Source organism: Halopseudomonas sp. (assembly GCF_036960865.1).
GTDB lineage: Bacteria > Pseudomonadota > Gammaproteobacteria > Pseudomonadales > Pseudomonadaceae > Halopseudomonas.
This window is the reverse complement of the sequence record NZ_JBALWE010000005.1, coordinates 184,980-204,549: the sequence shown is the minus strand read 5'-3', so window position 1 is coordinate 204,549 and position 19,570 is coordinate 184,980. Positions and strand designations below refer to the sequence as shown.

The 19,570-nt window shown below is 59.3% G+C and carries 14 protein-coding genes; 3 read left to right on the top strand and 11 right to left on the bottom strand.

Annotation, left to right across the window (positions count from 1 at the left end):
• Window position 1: 1 nt before the first annotated feature.
• The 11 genes from V7747_RS08965 to glnE form a co-directional block, all read right to left on the bottom strand.
• Window positions 2-1,126 (bottom strand): glycosyltransferase, encoded by a 1,125-nt coding sequence (locus tag V7747_RS08965; RefSeq protein WP_335615698.1) that lies wholly within the window; start codon window positions 1,124-1,126, stop codon window positions 2-4.
• On the bottom strand, window positions 1,123-2,856 hold the full coding sequence (locus V7747_RS08960; RefSeq protein ID WP_335615697.1) for a carbamoyltransferase family protein: 1,734 nt from the start codon (window positions 2,854-2,856) through the stop codon (window positions 1,123-1,125). Before V7747_RS08960 ends, V7747_RS08965 begins: the two co-directional genes overlap by 4 nt.
• Before the next feature lie 16 nt (window positions 2,857-2,872).
• Complete coding sequence (locus V7747_RS08955) at window positions 2,873-4,312, bottom strand: lipopolysaccharide kinase InaA family protein (RefSeq protein WP_335615696.1); 1,440 nt, start codon at window positions 4,310-4,312, stop codon at window positions 2,873-2,875.
• Window positions 4,309-5,085, bottom strand: a complete 777-nt coding sequence (locus V7747_RS08950; RefSeq protein ID WP_335615695.1) for a lipopolysaccharide kinase InaA family protein — start codon at window positions 5,083-5,085, stop codon at window positions 4,309-4,311. The genes V7747_RS08955 and V7747_RS08950 overlap by 4 nt, the downstream gene beginning before the upstream one ends.
• Window positions 5,082-5,828, bottom strand: coding sequence for a lipopolysaccharide kinase InaA family protein (locus V7747_RS08945; protein ID WP_335615694.1), 747 nt, complete (start codon window positions 5,826-5,828; stop codon window positions 5,082-5,084). The genes V7747_RS08950 and V7747_RS08945 overlap by 4 nt, the downstream gene beginning before the upstream one ends.
• Window positions 5,825-6,640 (bottom strand): lipopolysaccharide core heptose(I) kinase RfaP, encoded by an 816-nt coding sequence (gene rfaP, locus V7747_RS08940; protein WP_335615693.1) that lies wholly within the window; start codon window positions 6,638-6,640, stop codon window positions 5,825-5,827. Before rfaP ends, V7747_RS08945 begins: the two co-directional genes overlap by 4 nt.
• Entirely contained in the window at window positions 6,637-7,758 is a 1,122-nt protein-coding gene (locus V7747_RS08935; protein WP_335615814.1) for a glycosyltransferase family 4 protein, read from the bottom strand. The genes rfaP and V7747_RS08935 overlap by 4 nt, the downstream gene beginning before the upstream one ends.
• Entirely contained in the window at window positions 7,758-8,816 is a 1,059-nt protein-coding gene (gene waaC / locus V7747_RS08930) for a lipopolysaccharide heptosyltransferase I (protein WP_335615692.1), read from the bottom strand. The genes V7747_RS08935 and waaC overlap by 1 nt, the downstream gene beginning before the upstream one ends.
• Window positions 8,817-8,819: 3 nt before the next feature.
• Complete coding sequence (gene waaF, locus V7747_RS08925) at window positions 8,820-9,866, bottom strand: lipopolysaccharide heptosyltransferase II (protein ID WP_335615691.1); 1,047 nt, start codon at window positions 9,864-9,866, stop codon at window positions 8,820-8,822.
• 84 nt (window positions 9,867-9,950) lie between these two features.
• Window positions 9,951-10,874, bottom strand: a complete 924-nt coding sequence (locus tag V7747_RS08920) for a branched-chain amino acid transaminase (protein WP_335615690.1) — start codon at window positions 10,872-10,874, stop codon at window positions 9,951-9,953.
• 77 nt (window positions 10,875-10,951) lie between these two features.
• Window positions 10,952-13,900, bottom strand: a complete 2,949-nt coding sequence (gene glnE / locus V7747_RS08915) for a bifunctional [glutamate--ammonia ligase]-adenylyl-L-tyrosine phosphorylase/[glutamate--ammonia-ligase] adenylyltransferase (protein ID WP_335615689.1) — start codon at window positions 13,898-13,900, stop codon at window positions 10,952-10,954.
• A gap of 292 nt (window positions 13,901-14,192) precedes the next feature.
• Here glnE and aceE point away from each other — a divergent pair, with 292 nt between their 5' ends.
• The 3 genes from aceE (at window position 14,193) to V7747_RS08900 (ending at window position 19,536) form a co-directional block, all read left to right on the top strand.
• Window positions 14,193-16,850, top strand: coding sequence for a pyruvate dehydrogenase (acetyl-transferring), homodimeric type (gene aceE, locus V7747_RS08910; RefSeq protein ID WP_335615688.1), 2,658 nt, complete (start codon window positions 14,193-14,195; stop codon window positions 16,848-16,850).
• Window positions 16,851-16,861: 11 nt separating this feature from the next.
• On the top strand, window positions 16,862-18,541 hold the full coding sequence (gene aceF, locus V7747_RS08905; protein WP_335615687.1) for a dihydrolipoyllysine-residue acetyltransferase: 1,680 nt from the start codon (window positions 16,862-16,864) through the stop codon (window positions 18,539-18,541).
• 533 nt (window positions 18,542-19,074) lie between these two features.
• Window positions 19,075-19,536 carry a PA2169 family four-helix-bundle protein gene (locus tag V7747_RS08900; RefSeq protein WP_335615686.1) on the top strand — a complete coding sequence of 154 codons (462 nt, stop codon included), beginning with the start codon at window positions 19,075-19,077 and terminating at the stop codon, window positions 19,534-19,536.
• Window positions 19,537-19,570 lie beyond the last annotated feature (34 nt).

The window sequence follows — 19,570 nt, the reverse complement described above, 5'->3', positions numbered from 1 at the left end:
TCTATTTGTAGTTGGCCATCATGGGCAGCGCCCAGAACTTCTGTTGCGCGGACGCATCAGAAAACAGCGCGACAATACGCTCTCTAGTTTGTTGGGCCAAGCGGCTAATCTGATCTTCACTGGCGTTATAGCTCTGCAGCAAAACCTCTGAAAGCGCAATCTCATCACCTAAAGGAAACAGGTACCCAGCACTACCAACCACCTCCGGGCCGCCACCGCAATCACTACAAATCATCAGATTACCTGCTGCCATAGCTTCGAGCAGAACCATGCCAAAAGGCTCATGGTCGGAGGTTAGCGCGAACACGTCGAATGCCTTGAAATAGCGACGAGCGTTCGGCACTTGCCCCTTGAACAGAACTCGATCAGCGATACCCAATGTCTGTGACAAACTCTTTAGCCTTGCTTCCAGCCGACCAGTGCCTAAGATTACCAGAATGGCCTCAGGAGGCAGGTCTGGCAGCGCCCGTGCGAAGCCTTTGAGCAGCGTGGCCTGATCCTTATCTGGGTGCAACCTTCCGACGTTGCCGACCACCCAGGCGTTTTGATCCAGACTCAAGGTAGTACGCGCTTCGCTTCGCTCGATTTGATCGCCGCAGACTGCCGCAACATTGATCCGGTTATGTAGCGTTTGAACGCGCTCGACAGGCCAATCAGGTAAGCAACGACGAATGTCATTTCTTACCGCATCAGAAACAGCTAACAAATACAGGCGTTTACGAAAAACACGCGCAAAGAGGCGCCGACCAAGACGTTGAAAGTCGCCAAAGGCGTGATGCACGCCGATAACCATAAGGTTAGTTGCCAAGCACGCGATGTAAGTAGGTTTGGAGCGATGGGCAATGCAGAAACTAAAGTCGTGATTAGTAGCGATCTGACGCAGCTCTCGAATGGCCTTCAGTTTCAAACCACGAATGTCTGCAGAACTATAGCCCATGAATATCACTTCAGCGCTATGGCACTGCTCTGCCACTTGCGGATCGGCCTTGCCGGTCAAAAAGACCGTGGTGACTTGATAGTCGGTTCCGTCAAACAGCGCAGCGTACTGTCGAGCACAATCGAGAAAAGGTCCGTCATAGCCATGACAGACCTGAAGTACATGTCGTTGCTTGCCAGCAACGCTCACCGCTTAACTACCAGAATATCTTCCATAATCAAAAACTGCAGGTCAGAGCCAAAGAACATATCAAGCGCATCCTTCGGTGAGCAGACCATGGGCTCACCGCGGCGATTGAGCGACGTATTGAGCACAACACCATTCCCGGTCATGACCTCCAGCTCCTTCATCAAGTCGTAATACCGCGGATTGTACTCGCGTTTTAGTACCTGCGCGCGCGCTGTGCCGTCTTCGTGTACTACCTCGTGCACGCGCGCTTTCCACTCGTCGTTTACGTCAAAGGTAAAGGTCATGAAGGGCGATGGGTGGTCAACGCTCAGCATCTTGTCCGCCACGGTATCAAGCATGGACGGGCAGAATGGCCGCCAGCGCTCACGAAACTTGATCTGCTCGTTGATCCGATCTGCCACGCCCTTGACGCTGGGGCAGCCAATGATAGAGCGACCGCCCAAGGCGCGAGGACCAAACTCCATGCGGCCCTGGAACCAGGCAACCGGGTTGCCTTCAACGAGCACCTTGGCAATTTCCTGCGGAACGTCGTCGATCTTTTCCCATTCCGGCTTGTTCGGGTGACGCGCACAGGCGGCAATGATGTCTTCATTACTGAAGGCAGGGCCGAGATAGACGTGTTCCATCTTCTCAACAGGAACGCCGTTCATCACCGACACATAGGACGCCGCCCCCACTGCAGTGCCAGCGTCACCCGAAGCAGGCTGCACGAATAGCTCCTTGACCTCCGGCCGCGCGATGATCCGCTGGTTCAATTTGACGTTAAGCGCGCAGCCACCGGCAAACGCAAGGCGCCCGGTTTCCCGCAGAATGTCGCCCAGGTAGTAGTCCATCATCTCCAGCGCGAGCTTCTCAAAAAGCGCCTGCATACTGGCGGCGTAATGCACGTAAGGGTCGTCGGCGATATCGCCTTCGCGCTTGGGCCCGAGCCACTCGATCAGCTTGGGCGAGAAGTAATAGCCCTTGCCCTTTTCCTTGTAACGGCGAAACCCGATGACATTGGCGTAGTCGGTATTGATGATCAGCTCACCCTGCTCGAATTTGGCCAGCCGGGAGAAGTCGTATTTGGCCGCGTCGCCGTAGGGCGCCATGCCCATGACCTTGAACTCGCCATCGAGCATCTCGAAACCCAGGTACTCGGTCAGCGCACCATACAGACCACCCAGCGAGTCCGGGTCGTAGAACTCCTTGATCTTGTGAATCTTGCCGTTTTCACCGTAACCAAAAAAGGTGGTTGCATACTCACCCTTACCATCGATCCCCATGATCGCAGTCTTCTCGGTGAAACCGGAGCAGTGATAGGCACTGGAGGCGTGGGCCAGATGGTGTTCAACCGGCTCCAGGCGTACCTTTTTTGCATCAAAGCCAAGCTGCTCCAGACACCATAGAATCTTCTTCCGGTAGCGCTTGAAGCGGCGATTGCCGGTTAGCAGTGCGTCCAGCGAACGATCCGGCGCATACCAGTAGCGTTTCGCGTAATGCCAGCGCGCCTTGCTGGAGAACAGGCTTATGGGGGCGAAGGGGATGGTGACTATGTCCACTTGTGCAGGCGTGATACCCGCCTGCTCCAGGCAGAACTTGGCGGACTCATAGGGCATACGATTCTTTGCATGCTTGTCACGCACAAAACGCTCTTCCTCTACGGCTGCGATGAGTTTCCCGTCAATATACAGTGCTGCAGACGGGTCGTGGCTCAGGGCGCCTGAAAGGCCAAGTATCGTCAGTCCCACAGTGTTCCTCTTTTATCTAATCAGTGTTCGTTGCCACAACCGGCAGGTGCTGTTCCAACCAGTTCGCAAGCGGGCTACCCTGCGGCCAGTTACGGATAAAACGGGCACGGTCTTTGGCCCACGCCTGCTGCCATTGGCGCAGACTCTGATGCTGCTGCATGGCATCAAGATCGATCAGTAGTACCTCGCCATCCAGCCAAAGCAGGTTGGTGGCCTTGCAGTCGCCATGGCTGATACGCGCAGCCACCAGCTGTTGAAAAACCTTGAGCAAAGCCGGGCCTGTTATATCGTCAGGGGCTAGCTCACCTCGCTCACCCAATACGTTGAGCAGATGATCGCCTGCGCAGTACTCGTTGATAAGCCAGGCTTCGCGGCGCAGTGGACCAAAGCGCCGCTCGATCATTGCCAGGGGCGCCGGCGTGGCAATACCCAAAAACGCCAAACGATGCGCCGCCTGCCAGGAATGCCAGGCCCTACTGGGACGCCAAAAGCGCTTCAGCCAATGCATAAACCCTTTGATATTGTAGCGCTTGATGACGACCGAGCCGTCCCCCAGCGCGACCTTGGCCACCGTGCTGCTACCGCCATCCTTGAGTAGCGGCTGTGCACCAAAATAACTGTCAGGATCACGCAGTACGCTGCGCATGCGTTCACTCTGCGACCGCACTACAGTGGTGAAACGTAGCCAACTGCGCTGCACTGAAAACAGGGTGCAGTCACGCAGGGATTTGCCCAGGTAGTCGTCCTGGCGGCGCTGTCGAATGCGCACAACTGAGGCCGCCAGCTTGTCCGGATTCAATGCCAGCGGGTTATGCTGCAGATAGCTGATCAACAGTAGCTCAGTAAACGCATCCCACTCGGGAACCAGCTGTGCGAAGAAGATCGCCAGATTCTGCTGCGCCTGTTCAGCCGTCAGCGGCTGGCCCGGCGAGACCGCCTCAACAGCATCACCATCGATAACAAATACCTGTTCGCCCTGCAGCAGAAAGTTACCAAGGTGCAGATCAGTTTGCGTCAGCCCTTTGCTGTGCAGCTCGGCAATGACTGCCAACGCCTTGCCCAGCAGCGTCATAGCCTCACCAGCCCCTGGTTCGCGGCTGGACAATGCATCCCACGTCTGCTGCAGCGATTGTGCGGCACACAGAAACTCGGTCATCAGATAGCGACCGCCGCCATCGAGTTCACCCTCGGCCAGCAATCTGGGCGCGGTGATGCCCTGTTCAGCCAAGGCGTTCATGCCCGCACGCTCGCGCTCGCAATGACGTGCCGCGCTCGCACCGACAAACAACTTGAGCAGCACCGGCGTATCGCCTTGCATCGCCTGGGCCACCAGGCGTTTGCCTGGCAGGATCCGCAGCCACTGTTCGACCCGCGCGGAACCACCCGCTGCCAGCGGGACGTCCACAGCCAGGGCCGGGGCGCGTCCGGCTGCTTGCAGCTGCGCGGTCAGTGTCATCGCTTGGCTTCCTTACCGGCCTGGCGAGCCAAGAGCTGCCGCACCAGCGCCTTGCTCTGCGCGTTCAACCGTTGCTGCCCGAAGTACGCCAGCAGGAAGCGCAACCGCTGGGTTCGCGTCGGCGTCAAACTGCGTCGATTCAGGGTTTCCAGGTCGCGGATCAGGTCGCGCTGGCCGAACCAGGCACGGCGGGTCTTCTCGAGATCAATCAGACGCGCGCCAGCACCATCACCGTGCAGCTTGAGGAAGACGTGCTTTGGATACAGACAATTATGGATAACCCCCGCGTTGTGCAACGCTCTGACCAACGCTCCTGCGGCTTGCGCAAGTGTGCGTATGTCGGCGGGTGGCAGGGTGGGCCAACGCTCGAACCACTCATCAAGGGGGGCATATTCATCCAGCGCGCGGGTTAGCAGTACGGCCTGTTGCCTGCCGTCAACGGTGCGCCGAGCAAAAAAAGCGGCCTCCAGAGCAGGTATGCCCAGCTTGGCATACTGCTGGACGGCGCGAAACTCGCGGGAGAATGTCGGCTCACCGAACGGCGCCCGCAGGGTCCGCGTGCAATGGTTGTCCTGCCGCTTGAGGTAAAAACACTGTACGTCACCATTGGCGTCCTCAAGCTCCAGACGATGCACACTGCTCCAACCACCACGGCCGGTATTCGGCGCATCTACGGCGTCGAGCTCAAGCGCCCAGAGCGCCGCAAAGCTGTTGACGCCATGGCGCGCAAGCACCTCATGTGCGTTCACTGCCACGAAGGGCAAACTACTCATTCTCTACCCTCAAAGAAGGACACGATGGACGCGATGCGCTTTTTGTCCTGCGACGTTAAAACCGCGCGACCTAAATAGGTTTTATAGAACCTCAGCCGTTGCGCGCGGCTGAGGTTCTGCTTGGCCAATTTGTCCAGGCAGGCGAGATCCTTGGTTATGCGGTATTGCAGCATAGGTCCACGCCAGAAGGTGCCAGCTGGACAGTCAATAAAGTACACCTTGGCCAGTGCGCGCTCGTCCACCAGGATGTTGCGCCACTTCAGGTCGTTATGCGTGAAGCCCTGATCATGCATCATGCGGGTAGCCCAGGCTATCTGTCTGGCCACGTGCCTGACCCATGCGCCATCACTGAGACGGAGATCACCCTGTCTGGCCAGACTGGCCAAATCTTGGGTCGCCCGCAACTCTTCTGTGATCAGCGCGCCCCGGACAAAGGCACCCGCCTGCCGCTCCGAGCCAAAGGCAACCACCGGTGCAGTGGGAATGCCCCAGGCCTGGAATCGCAGCAGATTTTCCCACTCAGCCTGAATGCGCGAACGGCCAATATACCGGCGCAAGTTCTTCCCTGCGCCGGTATAGCGTTTGACGTAATAGAAGCGATCACGAACCCACACCTTGTGCACACTGCTGATGGGATCGCTGGTGATCAGCTCTCCCTGCAATGCGAACACCGAGTCCATATCGGCGAATAGCCGCCCGCTGTCCCCGGTCGCGTACTCGGGGTTGAGAGTCCAGCGTTTCATGACTCGGCGCCAGGCGCGTACTTGCGCGCAAAGCGCGCCTGGAGTTTGGCAGCCTTGCGCTCTAGCGCGCGCAACAACGGAGCTTCCTGGCGCAGAACGTCGCGCAGCGGTAGCGCGAAATAAGTCCGCAGAAAGCGCAGTTTGTCGCCGCGAGTGAGGCCAATGTTCAAAGCGGAAAAGTACAGTCCGGCCAGATCCTTGTTGCGCCAGCGCAGCGGTACCTTGTTGCGGATCTGCGCTCGATGCAGGTCTATCAGCGAGAGGCTGACCGATTGCGCACTGACTTCCTGGTCGGTATGCAGCAGAAAATGACAGATGTAGCAGTCCCGGTGGTTGACGCCTGCACGGTGCATTTGCCCGGTCATCTGCGCTACCCGTTCGATCAGGGCGCGCTTCAGCGCTGGCTCCGGCGGCTGGCTGAGCCAGTCCATGCTGTAATCTTCCAGACTGATGGTCGGCGCCAGCTCTTCGGTAATGATGAAAGAGTGCTGCGCCGCGGGGTTCCTGCCACGCTCGCCAAAGGCCACTGCCGCCATGGTCGGCACGCCGGCCTGCTGCAGGGCCGCGATCGCCTGCCACTCCTGCCCGGCGCCCAACACCGGCGCCTTCAACGTGGTCCAGTTCTTGATGATCTCGCCCCAGCCTACGCCGCGATGTATTTTCACAAAGTAGCCTCGACCAGCTACCTCGGTGCGCAGCGTACGACGAGCCTCCAGCTCCCGGAAAACCTCGCCTTCAAGGCGCTCTACCTCCACAAAGGGGTCACGACCGGCCCACAGCGTAGCAAAGGGTTCTTTCAGCGCCAGGGTCACGCAGCAGCTCCCAAAATGACGTCGGCAGCTTTCTCCGGCAGGCTGTACAGATCAGCCTCGTCGGCGAAACGCAGGGCGTTGCTTTTCCAATCTTGGCGCAGTTGCGGATTGTTCAGCATGTCAGTGAGCATCTTGTTGAGGGTGTTCTGCTCGAAGGGTGACGGCACAACCAGGCCGCAGTCGGCTTCTTCAATGTAGTGCGCATAACCACACACATTGGTCACCAGCACCGGCAATCCGGCCACCAGCGCCTCCAGCAACACGGTACCAGTGTTTTCATTGTAGGCCGGGTGAATAAGCAGATCAGCCCCCAGCAGAAAGCGCGGTACATCACTGCGCCCCTTGAGAAACTCGACCCGCTCGGCCACGCCAAGCGAGCGTGCCAGGCGCTGAAAGCTGCCCGCATCATCCTGACCAACCACCATCAGGCGCGTACGCTTGCGCAAATCAGTCGGCAGCGCGGCCAGGGCACGAATCGATCGATCCAGTCCCTTGGTGATAAAGCCCGAGCCAATTTGAACCAACAACAGCTCGTCTGCAGCCACCTTGAATTCCTGGCGAAAGGCTGCGCGCAGCTCAGCGGCATTGTCAGGCGCACGGCGGTCTGGAGAGATACCGGGCGGCAGCATATGGAAGCGATCCAGCGGGGTGCGGTAATGCTTGGTGAACAACGGCAACTGTACGTCGGAGATCATCAGAATCTCGGTGCCCACCGCTGGCGAGAAGACGGCGCGTTCATACTCGGCAAAATGCCGGTAGCGGCCGAAATGGCGATAAAGCGGATTGCGCAGGGTCTGGGCCTTGTCTTCAAAGCACGGATCCGCAGCGTAGTAGACATCCAGCCCCGGCATTTTGTTGAAACCAACTAGACGATCCACCGGGCGCTTGGCCAAGTCAGCCTGCACCCAGGCAGTAAAGCGTTCATTGCGCTTGTGATTGCTCAGCGCCTTGACCGGGGCAACTATCACCTCGAATCCCGGCGGAACCTCACCTTCCCAGATCAGTGTGTAAACACGAATCGCATGCCCGCGAGCCTGACACACCTGTGCAATACGCATGAAATCACGCTGCAACCCGCCAAACGGGAAATATTTGTACAGCACAAAGGCCAGTTGCATCATTCAGCTCTCGTTGCGGAAATCAGGGTGTGCAGTTGAGCCATAACCACATCAGGCGCCAACCGTGTAAAGCATAGCGGCTGCTCTGCGCTCAGGTCGAACTGCCGCGCATCGCCGGGCGTTGGCTGGTAGTTGCAGGTTTTGCGCAAACAGGGCGCACAGGCGAAGTCGCTGGCCAGATGCCGTTGGGCATGCCCGTAGGCACCGGTAAAACCTGGATTGGTGGGACCAAACAACGACAGCGTCGGCACATCCAGCGCTGCGGCCAGGTGGCCCAGCCCGGTATCCACTGCGACGCAAGCTTGCGCTGCAGACAGCACCCGGGCCACACCAGCCAAGGATAATTTCGGTAGCACCTGAACACCGTCCAGCCCTTGCGCGATACGCTGCGCGCGGGCTTGTTCCTTGCTATTCCCCCAGGGCAGCTTGACCTGCATGCCCGTGGCGCTGACACGCGCTGCCAGTTCCTGCCAATAGCGCTCGGGCCAGTGCTTGGTCACCCAAGTGGTGCCGTGCAAAAAAACCACATAGGGCTGCTCTGCCGACTGCGCCTCCTGCACCAGCGCCAGGCCGTAATCACCCAGGCCTTCCGGAACACTGTAACCCAGCGCCTGGGCGAACAGCTGCCTCGTTCGCTCTACGGCATGCTGGCCCCAGGGCACATTGATTGGCTGCTGATAGAACCGACTGGCCAGCGGCTCCCGCGCCGAATCCCGGTCCAGCCCGGCAACCGGGCCACGAGCGTAACGGCTGAGCCAGGCACTTTTAATCAGACCCTGCGCATCGATTACCAGATCATAATGGGTGTCACTGATCCGCTGTTTGAACGCGCGCCACTCACCGCCACGCAGTGTTTGCCACAGGTTTTTACGCCAGCGCCGCACCGCCACGGGAATCACGCGATCAACTGCGGGGTGCCATGCCGGTATCTCGGCGAAGCCCTCTTCAACCACCCAATCAAAACGAATACCCGGCAGCGCGCGGGCTGCGTCGGTGATGGCCGGCAGAGTATGAATTACATCGCCCAGCGAGGTGGTTTTGATCACCAGCACGCGCATCGGCTAGCTATCCTGCGGATCAGGGAGCGCTTCGCCAACCAGCTGATCCAGCGCACTGGTCACCTGCGCCGGAGGCAAATCACGCAAGCAATTGTAGTGACCAAAGCGGCAAGTGCGATCAAAACACGGGCTGCATTCCAGACCAAGCCGCACCGTGGCCACCTGTTCGGCCAGCGGCGGGGTAAAGCCTGGCGAAGTGGAACCATAGATGGCTACCAGCGGCCGGTTTAGCGCGGCAGCAACGTGCATCAAGCCCGAATCGTTACTGGCTACAGCCGCAGCGCATGACAGCAGATCGATGGCTTCAGCCAGGCTAGTCTCGCCCGACAGGTTGACGGCCTCTTCGCGCAGCCCAGGAATGAGGCGCGCGCGAATCTGCTCACCAACGGCGTGATCGTTCTTCGAACCGAAAAGCCAGACCTGCCAGCCCTGCCGGATTTTCTCTTCCGCCACCTTGGCGTAATGCTCGCTGGGCCAGCGCTTGGCTTCACCAAACTCGGCTCCCGGGCACAGGGCCAATACCGGGCGATCCAGCTCCAGACCAAAACGCTCCAGCGCCGCAGCCCGCGAACCCTCTTCTATCTGCAAGGCAGGCTTGGGATAGGGTTTGGGGAGCTCGTACCCGGCGGGGTACGCCAGGGCCATAAAGCGCTCGATCATCAGCGGATAACGCGCCTTATCGAGCACCCGTACATCATTCAGCAGCCCGTAACGCATCTCGCCGCGCCAGCCGGTGCGTACCGGGATGCCAGCAAAAAAGGGCACCAGGGCCGACTTCAATGAATTGGGTAGCAGGATCGCCTGATCATACTGTCCGGCCAACTCACGGCCGATACGCCGGCGGGTTGCCAGTTCCAGTGAACCATGGCCGAGAGGAAAGCTTAGCGCCTGCCGCACTTGCGGCATGCGTTCAAGAATTGGCCGACTCCAGTCCGGCGCGAGCACGTCGATCTGACACGCCTCACCGTGCTGCTGTTTCAGGCAGACGAACAGGGTCTGCGCCATCACCATGTCGCCTACCCAGCTCGGACCTACGATCAGAATATTCATAGGGGTAGTTTCAAGCTGCGAGCTTCAAGCTGCAAGGCGGCAAGCAATGGAGCTGCTCGCCGTCTGCAACCTGTCACTCGCCGCTTACTTGACCAGCGTCCGCCAGTCGGTGTGTTCGCCAGTCTGACCAGTCACCAGGTCAAAGTAGGCCTTTTGCAGCTTCTCGGTAATCGGGCCGCGACGACCTTCGCCAATCTGGCGACCATCGAGCTCGCGAATCGGCGTTACTTCGGCAGCGGTACCGGTAAAGAAAGCTTCGTCCGCGATATAGACCTCATCGCGAGTAATGCGCTTCTCGACAATCGGCACACCGAACTGAGCCGCCAGCGCCAGGACTGTGGCACGGGTAATACCGTTCAGGCAGGCAGTGACTTCCGGGGTATAGATGGTGCCGTTCTTGACAATGAAAACGTTTTCGCCAGAGCCTTCAGCCACATAGCCTTCGGGATCCAGCAGCAGCGCTTCATCGGCACCCGCCGATACCGCTTCCTGCAACGCCAGCATGGAGTTCATGTAGGCGCCACTGGCCTTGGCACGCGTCATGGTGATGTTGACGTGATGGCGAGTGAAGGAGCTGGTGCGGATCTTGATGCCGCGCTCCAACGCTTCTTCGCCCATATAAGCGCCCCAGTGCCAGGCAGCGATTACTACGTGAACCTTGAGGTTGTCGGCACGGATACCCATACCTTCGGAGCCGTAGAACACCAGCGGGCGAATGTAGGCGGTCTCCAGACCATTTTCCCGTACCACGGCGCGCTGAGCTTCGTTCAACTGCTCCTTGGTGAAGGGAATTTTCATACCCATGATATGAGCCGAATCGAACAGACGATCAGTGTGCGCCTGCAGGCGGAAAATCGCCGTGCCGTCCGGCGTGTTATAGGCACGTACACCTTCGAATACACCCATGCCGTAGTGCAGCGAATGCGTCAGCACGTGCACGTTAGCGTCACGCCAGGGAATCATTTCACCATCAAACCAGATAACACCATCACGATCGGCCATCGACATAGCAGCCAGCTCCATATTCTCTATTCTGTCAGTCTTGCGTTCTTGGTTCTGCCTGAGCGCTCCAGTACGCCTGCCCCTCACGCAGCGGGGTCAGGCTCTGGGGTCGGCAGCATCTGCTGCCATAGCTTGATGACTCCGTGACGGAAATCATGAAACTGGTCGCCGCTTACTTTGCCTGGCTGCTTTTGCAACGCCAGACGATGAGCCGCTGCCCGGTAGGCTTTGTAAGCCTCCTGCAGGCGATGTACGTCCTCGCCAGCGATCAGGCCGGCGTTCTGCAGCTCATCAAGAATCCTGATGTTATCGGTGTAGCGTAGTAATTCGGGGTACCGGCACGACCAGGCCAGAACCGCATATTGCACCATAAATTCGATATCAACGATACCTCCGGCATCCTGCTTGAGGTCAAACAGGCGCTCGGCGGTAAAGGCTTGCTCTGTGGTCCCCGCTGCGGTCGCCGAGGTGCCCAGATTGTCACGCATTTTTTGTCGCATGACGATCACCTCTCGCGCCAGGGCTTTTTCGTCGCGCTGGATGCCCAACACCTCGGCACGCAGCGCGGCAAAGCCCTCGGTCAACCGCGGACAGCCGAGCAGCGGGCGCGCACGGACCAGCGCCTGATGTTCCCAGGTCCAGGCCTCTTCGCGCTGGTAGCGCGCAAAAGAAGCGAGCGAGCTGACCAGCAGGCCTGAGTCGCCGGAAGGGCGCAGGCGCATGTCGACCTCGTAAAGCGCGCCCGAAACGGTCTGGGTGTTGAGCATGTGAATGATGCGCTGGCCCAGTCGGGTAAAGAACTTGCTGCCCTCAATCGGCCTGGCTCCGTCGGTTTCGGACTGCGGATCGCCGTCGTGAACAAACACCAGATCCAGGTCGGAGCCGTGGCCCAGCTCGATGCCGCCCACCTTGCCGTAGCCCACCACAATAAAATCCAGCTCACAGCGCGAGCCATCGGCGCGCGCCGGTTGGCCATGCCGCGAGACCATCTCGCGCCAGGCCAGCTTGAGAACCTGCTGCAGTATCGCTTCGGCAATCCAGGTCAGATAGTCACTGACCTTCATCAGCGGCAGGGTACCGGCAATCTCGGAGGCCGCGACCCGCAAGATGTGCGCGCGTTTGAAGTAGCGCAGGGTCTCCATCTGCTGCTCCAGATCATCTTCAGGAATGCGCAGCAGTTGCTGGCGCAGCTCATCGGCCAGCTCATCCGGCTCCGGCGGGCGATACAAACGGCCGGCGTTGAGCAACTCGTCCAGCACTACCGGATAACGGGTAATCTGTTCCGCGATCCAGGGACTGGCGGCGCAGAGCACCAGTAGTTCACGCAACGCGCCGGGGTTCTCGGTCAGCAGTACCAGATAGGCAGAGCGGCGCGCTACAGCCTCGATCAGCGGCAGTACGCGCTCCAACGCCAGATCGGCATTGTCCTGCTCGCAAGCCATCGCCAGCAGTCGCGGCATGAAACCATCCAGACGCTCCCGACCTACCCGCTGCATTGCCTTTACTCGCCCGGAATCATGCAAGGCGTTGAGCCGGCGCCAGGCCATGTCGGCATCGGCAAAGCCCGCGGCGCGCAACTGATCCAGTGCTTGCGCTTCATCCAGCGTCCCTTCCCATAGCGGCAGCCAATCGGCGTGCGGCGCGGCAGGTTCCGCTTCGTCCTCGTCGGGATCGGCAATCACCCCGGCAAAATGCCGAGCCACGATCGCGCGCTCCTGATCCAGACGCTGCCGAAACGCCTTCCAATCGGCAAACCCGAGCATAAAAGCAATGCGCGCTTGGCCCTGCGCGTCGGTCGGCAGCATCTGGGTCTGCCGATCATCCACGGCCTGCAAGGCGTGCTCGGTGTCACGCAGAAAACAGTAGGCCGTCGTGAGTTCTTCTACCGCAGCTGCGGGGAAATAATCGTTGGCCGCCAGGGTTTGCAGCACGCCCAGGATAGGCCGCTGCTGCAAGGCGCGGTCACGACCGCCGTGAATCAGCTGAAAGGCCTGCCCGATGAACTCCACCTCGCGAATACCGCCGGAGCCGAGCTTGACGTTGTCCTGCAGGCCCTTGCGTTGCACCTCACGCTGAATCATTTGCTTCAGACTGCGCAGCGCATCAATGGCGGCGAAGTCCAGATAACGTCGATAGACGAAGGGCTTGAGCATGGCCTGCAGCTCGGCACCGGCCACCTGATCGCCTGCCACTACCCGCGCCTTGATCATGGCGTAGCGCTCCCAGTCACGCCCCTGGCTCTGGTAGTACTGCTCCAGAGCATCAAAGCTGAATACCAGCGCGCCGCTGTCTCCGTAAGGTCGCAGACGCATGTCTACGCGAAATACAAAGCCGTCCACGGTATGGGCGTCCAGCGCCTTGATCAGCTTCTGGCCAACACGAATGAAAAACTCCTGATTGGACAGGCTGCGTCTTCCACCGACGGTCTCGCCCGGTTCGGGGTACGCGAAGATCAGGTCGATATCGGATGACAGGTTAAGCTCGAAGGCGCCCAGTTTGCCCATGCCCAGCACCACCATGTGCTGTGGTGCGCCGGTAGCGCCGCGTGGCTCGCCCAGCACCGCGCAGGTTTGCAGGTAAAGCCACTGATACGCCTCATCAATGCAGGCATCGGCCATATCGGACAGGTCGCGGGTGGTTTCGGCGAGCGTCGCCTGACGGGTCAGGTCACGCCAGATAATGCGGACCTGCTGTGCCTGCCGGAAGCGGCGCAGGCGCTGCGCCAGCTCGTCTTCATTTTGCAGCCCGTGCAGCTCTCGCTGCAGCAATTCGCGCATCTCCCCTTCGCGCAACGGGCGCAACAGGCGCTGCTCGTCCACCAGGTGCCAGGCCAACTGCGGATCGCGTCGCAGTTGCTCGGCGACGTAATCACTGCCGGCCAATACCTGCGGCAGCTGCGCAACGAAATCGGCGCCCAGCTCGCCGCACCGCGCTGTCAGTCCGGCGGCGTCCAGCGCGGCGCGCCACTGCGCCAGATGATGATCCAACGTTGGGCGCAGGGAATCCGGGAGCAACGGCAGAGAAGTAGGCATGGTCTATCCTGTACAAAAAACCGAAACGGCAGCTTGCCATGATGGTGCACGACAGGAAAGCACAGCTGCGCAGACCATTCGGTCACAATGTAGCAAAGCTACATATGAGACCATAGGAGGGTAGATAAACCCGCTTTTTTGTAGTAAAACTACAAGAACAATTTCAGTCAACCCGTGTCACAACACCCACAGGTGTTAGCGAACGCTGCGCACGACCTGTCGCACGTCACCGACTCGCGAACAGCCCGGCGCCTTCCGGCACTTGCAAGACCCACAAGGTCTGGAGACCACAATGAAGCAAGATGATATCGATCCGCTTGAAACCCAGGAATGGCTCGATGCCCTGGAATCTGTACTCGACAATGAAGGTGAAGATCGCGCGCACTATCTGATGACGCGCCTTGGCGAGTTGGCCAGCCGCACCGGCACTCCCCTGCCCTACGCCATTACCACGCCCTACCGCAATACCATTCCGGTTACCCACGAAGCACGCATGCCCGGCGACCTGTTCATGGAGCGGCGTATTCGCTCAATGGTGCGCTGGAATGCGCTGGCCATGGTCATGCGTACCAACCAGCAAGACCCGGACCTGGGCGGCCACATTTCCACCTTCGCCTCCAGCGCCACCCTGTATGACATCGGCTTCAACTACTTTTTCAAGGCTCCCACCGAAGAACACGGTGGCGATCTGGTGTTCTTCCAAGGCCATGCCTCGCCCGGCATCTACGCCCGCGCCTTTATGGAAGGCCGTATCAGCGAAGAACAGATGGACAATTTCCGCCAGGAGGTCGACGGCAACGGGCTGTCCTCCTACCCACACCCCTGGCTGATGCCTGACTTCTGGCAGTTCCCGACCGTCTCCATGGGACTGGGCCCGATTCAGGCGATCTACCAGGCGCGCTTCATGAAATACCTGGAGCACCGCGGCTTTATCGAGCCGGGTAAACAGAAGGTCTGGTGTTTTGTGGGTGACGGTGAAACCGACGAGCCGGAATCTCTGGGCGCCATCGCCCTGGCCGGCCGCGAGAAGCTCGACAACCTGATCTTCGTGATCAACTGCAACCTGCAGCGCCTCGACGGCCCCGTACGCGGCAACGGCAAGATCATTCAAGAGCTGGAAGGCAGCTTCCGCGGCGCCGACTGGAACGTCATCAAGGTAATCTGGGGCCGCATGTGGGACCCACTGTTTGCCAAGGATGACAACGGTCTGCTGCAGCAGCGCATGGAAGATGCGGTCGACGGCGATTACCAGAACTACAAAGCCAACGATGGCGCCTATGTGCGCGAGCACTTCTTCGGTACCCGCCCGGAACTGCAGGAAATGGTCAAGGACCTCTCCGACGAAGAGATCTGGAAGCTCAACCGCGGCGGTCACGACCCTTACAAGGTCTACGCGGCCTACCACGACGCCGTACACCACGAAGGTCAGCCCAGTGTAATTCTGGCCAAGACCATCAAGGGTTACGGCACCGGCGCCGGCCAGGGTCAGAACACCGCACACAACACCAAGAAAGTCGATATCGACAGCCTGAAGAAATTCCGCGACCGTTTCGACATTCCGGTCAATGACGACGAGCTGGAGAAGCTGCCCTTCTACAAACCCGAAGAAGGTAGCGCCGAATACAAATACCTGCATGCCCGCCGCGAAGCACTGGGCGGTTATATGCCACAGCGCCGCATCGAGAGCGCCCGCGTGCCAGTGCCGCCACTGGATACCTTGAAGGCCATTCTGGATGGCAGCGGTGATCGCGAAATCTCCACCACCATGGCGTTCGTGCGCATCATCTCGCAACTGGTAAAAGACAAGGAGCTTGGCCCCCGCATCGTGCCCATCGTGCCCGATGAGGCCCGCACCTTCGGTATGGAAGGCATGTTCCGCCAGCTCGGCATCTACTCCTCGGTGGGTCAACTGTATGAGCCCGTCGACAAGAATCAGGTGATGTTCTACCGCGAGGACAAGAAGGGCCAGATTCTCGAAGAAGGCATCAACGAAGCCGGCGCCATGTCCAGCTGGATCGCAGCGGGCACAGCCTATAGCACGCACAACCAGCCCATGTTGCCCTTCTACATCTTCTACTCGATGTTTGGCTTCCAGCGTATTGGCGATCTGGCTTGGGCCGCAGGCGATAGCCGTGCCAAGGGTTTCCTGATCGGCGGTACTGCCGGTCGTACCACGCTGAACGGTGAAGGTCTGCAGCACGAGGATGGCCACAGCCATATTCTGGCCAGCACCATCCCCAATTGCCGCAGCTACGACCCGACCTACGGCTACGAGTTGGCCGTCATCATCCGCGAAGGTGCCCGGCGCATGATGGAGGAGCAGGAAAACGTTTATTACTACCTGACCGTCATGAACGAAGCCTACGAGCAACCGGCGATGCCCAAGGGCAAGGATGTACAGGACGGCATCATGCGCGGCATGTACCTGCTCGACTCCACCGGCAAGCCAGGTGAGCTGCATGTACAGCTGATGGGTAGCGGCACCATTCTGCGCGAAGTGCGCGAAGCGGCGAAGATTCTCAAGGACGACTTTGACGTTACCGCCGACATCTGGAGCGTTACCAGTTTCAACGAGCTGCGCCGTGACGGCCTGGCGGTTGAACGTGAAAACCGCCTGCACCCCACGCGCAAGAAGCAGCTGACCTTTGTCGAGAAGTGCCTGGAAAAACGCAGCGGCCCGGTGATCGCCTCGACCGACTACATGAAGCTGTTCGCCGATCAGATCCGTGAATGGGTGCCGGGCACCTACAAGGTTCTCGGCACCGACGGGTTCGGCCGCAGTGACAGCCGTCGCAAACTGCGAGCATTCTTTGAGGTGGATCGTCACTGGGTTGCCTACACCGCGCTGAGCGCACTGGTGGAAGAAGGCAAGCTGAAGCCCAAGGTGCTGACTGACGCACTCAAGACCTTTGGCATCGACCCTGACAAAACCAACCCACTGGATTGCTGAGGAGCGACGGTATGAGTGAAGTCATCAAAGTACCCGACATCGGCGGCGGTGAGGGTGAAGTAATCGAAATTCTGGTCAAGGAAGGCGATACCGTCGAGGCCGAGCAGTCGTTGCTGGTGCTCGAATCCGACAAGGCCAGCATGGAAGTCCCCTGCCCCAAGGGCGGCGTGGTCAAGGCCATCAAGGCCAAGCTGGGCGACACGCTGAAAGAAGGCGATTCGCTGATCGAACTGGAAGCTGCCGAAGGCGATAGCGACAACGACGCCAAGTCCAAGGAAGCACCTGCCGAGGATTCCAAGCCGAAACAGTCAGAAACGAAAGACAAGGAACCGGCGCAGGAGAAGAAATCCGAGCCGAGCAAAGCCGCACCGAAAAAGGCCGCAAGCAAGAGCGAAGCAGTCAAGGTACCCGACCTGGGTTCGGATGCCGGCGCCAAGGTGATCGAGATTCTGGTCAGCAAGGGCGACAAGGTGGAAGCCGACCAGTCTCTGCTGGTGCTGGAATCAGACAAGGCCAGCATGGAGCTGCCTGCTCCCGTTGCCGGCGTGATCGAATCGATTGAGGTCAAACTCGAACAGGACGTGAAAACCGGCGACCTGATCATGCATATGCAGGTTCAGGGCGACAGCAGCGGAGACACCTCAGAGCCCAGTAAAGCCGAAGCTGAAGCACCGAGCGACGAGACTCCCGCCAAAGACGAGGCACCCGCCAAGTCCACTCAGAGCAAAGAGCCGGAGGCAGCATCGCCGCCGCCGGTAGGCGGGCCCAGCCGCGAAGGCGCCAAAGTGCATGCAGGCCCCGCCGTGCGCATGTTGGCGCGGGAGTTTGGTATCGACCTGGTCGACGTCAAGCCCTCAGGCCCGCGCGAGCGCATTCTCAAGGAAGATGTGCAGAAACACGTACAGGCCGTCATGAAGCAGCAAAAGGCTTCGCCTGGTGCCGCTGCAGACGGCTCAGGCATCCCGGCCGTGCCGGCGGTCGACTTCTCGCGCTTTGGCGAGACGGAGACCCTGGACATGACGCGCCTGCAGCAAGTCGGCGCCGCCAACATCCACCGCAGCTGGTTGAACGTACCGCATGTTACCCAGTTCGATCTGGCCGACATCAGCGCGCTGGAAGCCTTCCGCAAGGACCAGAAAGCGGTGGCCGAGAAAGCCGGCGTCAAGCTGACCATCCTGCCCTTCCTGCTCAAGGCTTGCGCACATGTGCTGAATGAACAGCCCGGTTTCAACGTGGCATTGGCCCCCAACGGCAAGCAGCTGATCCAGAAGAAATACGTGCACATCGGCTTTGCCGTCGACACCCCTGATGGCCTTCTGGTACCGGTCATTCGTGATGTCGACAAGAAGAGCCTGCTGCAACTGGCGGGTGAAGCCGCCGAACTGGCCGACAAGGCGCGCAATAAAAAGCTCGGCGCTGACGCCATGCAGGGCGCCTGCTTCACCATTTCCAGCCTGGGACATATCGGCGGTACTTATTTCACGCCGATCGTAAACAGCCCGGAAGTGGCGATTCTTGGGGTCTCCAAAGCCACCATGCAGCCAGTGTGGGACGGCAAGGCATTTCAGCCGCAGTTGATGCTGCCATTGTCACTGTCCTACGACCATCGTGCGATCAACGGTGCAGCGGCAGCTCAGTTCACCAAGCGGCTCGGCGAGCTGCTGGGGGATATTCGCTCGATGCTACTGTAAGGCTCCTGCCAGGAGCGGGCGCTGACTGCCTACCCGTCACAAACGGATAGGAAGCCAGTTGCCCGCCTCAAGCCTATACAAAACCCGGCCAAGTGCCGGGTTTTGTACGTATAGCGATAGCAAGCCGCTGTGCGCCTGCGGTTTCAGCGTCAAAATGCCCGCACGGGCAACGTAAAAAGGCCACGATCAGAGCCTCGAATAAAGTGACCCAGCTCACATTTCTCAAATGTAATCAGGCAGGTTCCAACAGCGTTACATCGCTATCAATGGCATCCCTTAGTCCGCTGCCGGACTTCCATCAAAGTTACCTCATGCGCAACCTCTCGAGCGCTTGCGCCAAGCGGTTCTAAGTGCAGAAGTTACTTTCCCCATCGCCCGAAAAGACGCCTGACAAACCAACCTTTTCAACACAGTCGAGACGCGCAAAATGATTAAAATCCGCGCACCTCAGCGGCTGCCATCAGTTGAACCAAGCTTCGCGACGCCCGGTCAATTTATATACACCCATTAGCGTTAACCGCAGGAGCTACTTCATGAACACTATTGACTCGAAAGAAGTTATTTCCACGCTGAACGATTTGATTGAAACCAGCAAAGATGGCGAAGAAGGCTTTCGCGTTTGCGCTGAAGACACCAAACGCGCCGACCTGAAAACCCTGTTCAGTCAGCGCTCGCTGGAGTGCGGCAAAGCAGCGCAGGAGTTACAGGCAGTGGTTGCTCGCCTTGGCGGCAAGCCCGAGGATTCCACCAGCGTAGGCGGCGACATGCACCGTCGTTGGGTGGACCTCAAATCGATGATTACCGGCAAGGACGACAAGGCCGTACTCAACGAATGCGAGCGCGGTGAAGACGTGGCCAAGAAGAAGTATCACGAAGCGTTGGAAAAGCCGCTGCCGGAAGATATCCGTCAAATTGTGCAACGCCAGTATGATGGCGTGCTGCGCAACCATGATCAGGTCAAAATGTTGCGCGATGCCGAACGCGCCGCTAGCTGATCACGGCGTAGAAAAAAGGGGCTCGCATTGCGCG

What these genes read in the sequence shown, in the direction of transcription:
- V7747_RS08955 (WP_335615696.1), bottom strand. Translation starts at nt 4,312, where the DNA reads ATGACACTGACCGCGCAGCTGCAAGCAGCCGGACGCGCCCCGGCCCTG.
- V7747_RS08950 (WP_335615695.1), bottom strand. Translation starts at nt 5,085, where the DNA reads ATGAGTAGTTTGCCCTTCGTGGCAGTGAACGCACATGAGGTGCTTGCG.
- V7747_RS08945 (WP_335615694.1), bottom strand. Translation starts at nt 5,828, where the DNA reads ATGAAACGCTGGACTCTCAACCCCGAGTACGCGACCGGGGACAGCGGG.
- V7747_RS08935 (WP_335615814.1), bottom strand. Translation starts at nt 7,758, where the DNA reads ATGCAACTGGCCTTTGTGCTGTACAAATATTTCCCGTTTGGCGGGTTG.
- waaC (WP_335615692.1), bottom strand. Translation starts at nt 8,816, where the DNA reads ATGCGCGTGCTGGTGATCAAAACCACCTCGCTGGGCGATGTAATTCAT.
- waaF (WP_335615691.1), bottom strand. Translation starts at nt 9,866, where the DNA reads ATGAATATTCTGATCGTAGGTCCGAGCTGGGTAGGCGACATGGTGATG.
- V7747_RS08920 (WP_335615690.1), bottom strand. Translation starts at nt 10,874, where the DNA reads ATGTCGATGGCCGATCGTGATGGTGTTATCTGGTTTGATGGTGAAATG.
- glnE (WP_335615689.1), bottom strand. Translation starts at nt 13,900, where the DNA reads ATGCCTACTTCTCTGCCGTTGCTCCCGGATTCCCTGCGCCCAACGTTG.
- aceE (WP_335615688.1), top strand. Translation starts at nt 14,193, where the DNA reads ATGAAGCAAGATGATATCGATCCGCTTGAAACCCAGGAATGGCTCGAT.
- aceF (WP_335615687.1), top strand. Translation starts at nt 16,862, where the DNA reads ATGAGTGAAGTCATCAAAGTACCCGACATCGGCGGCGGTGAGGGTGAA.
- V7747_RS08900 (WP_335615686.1), top strand. Translation starts at nt 19,075, where the DNA reads ATGAACACTATTGACTCGAAAGAAGTTATTTCCACGCTGAACGATTTG.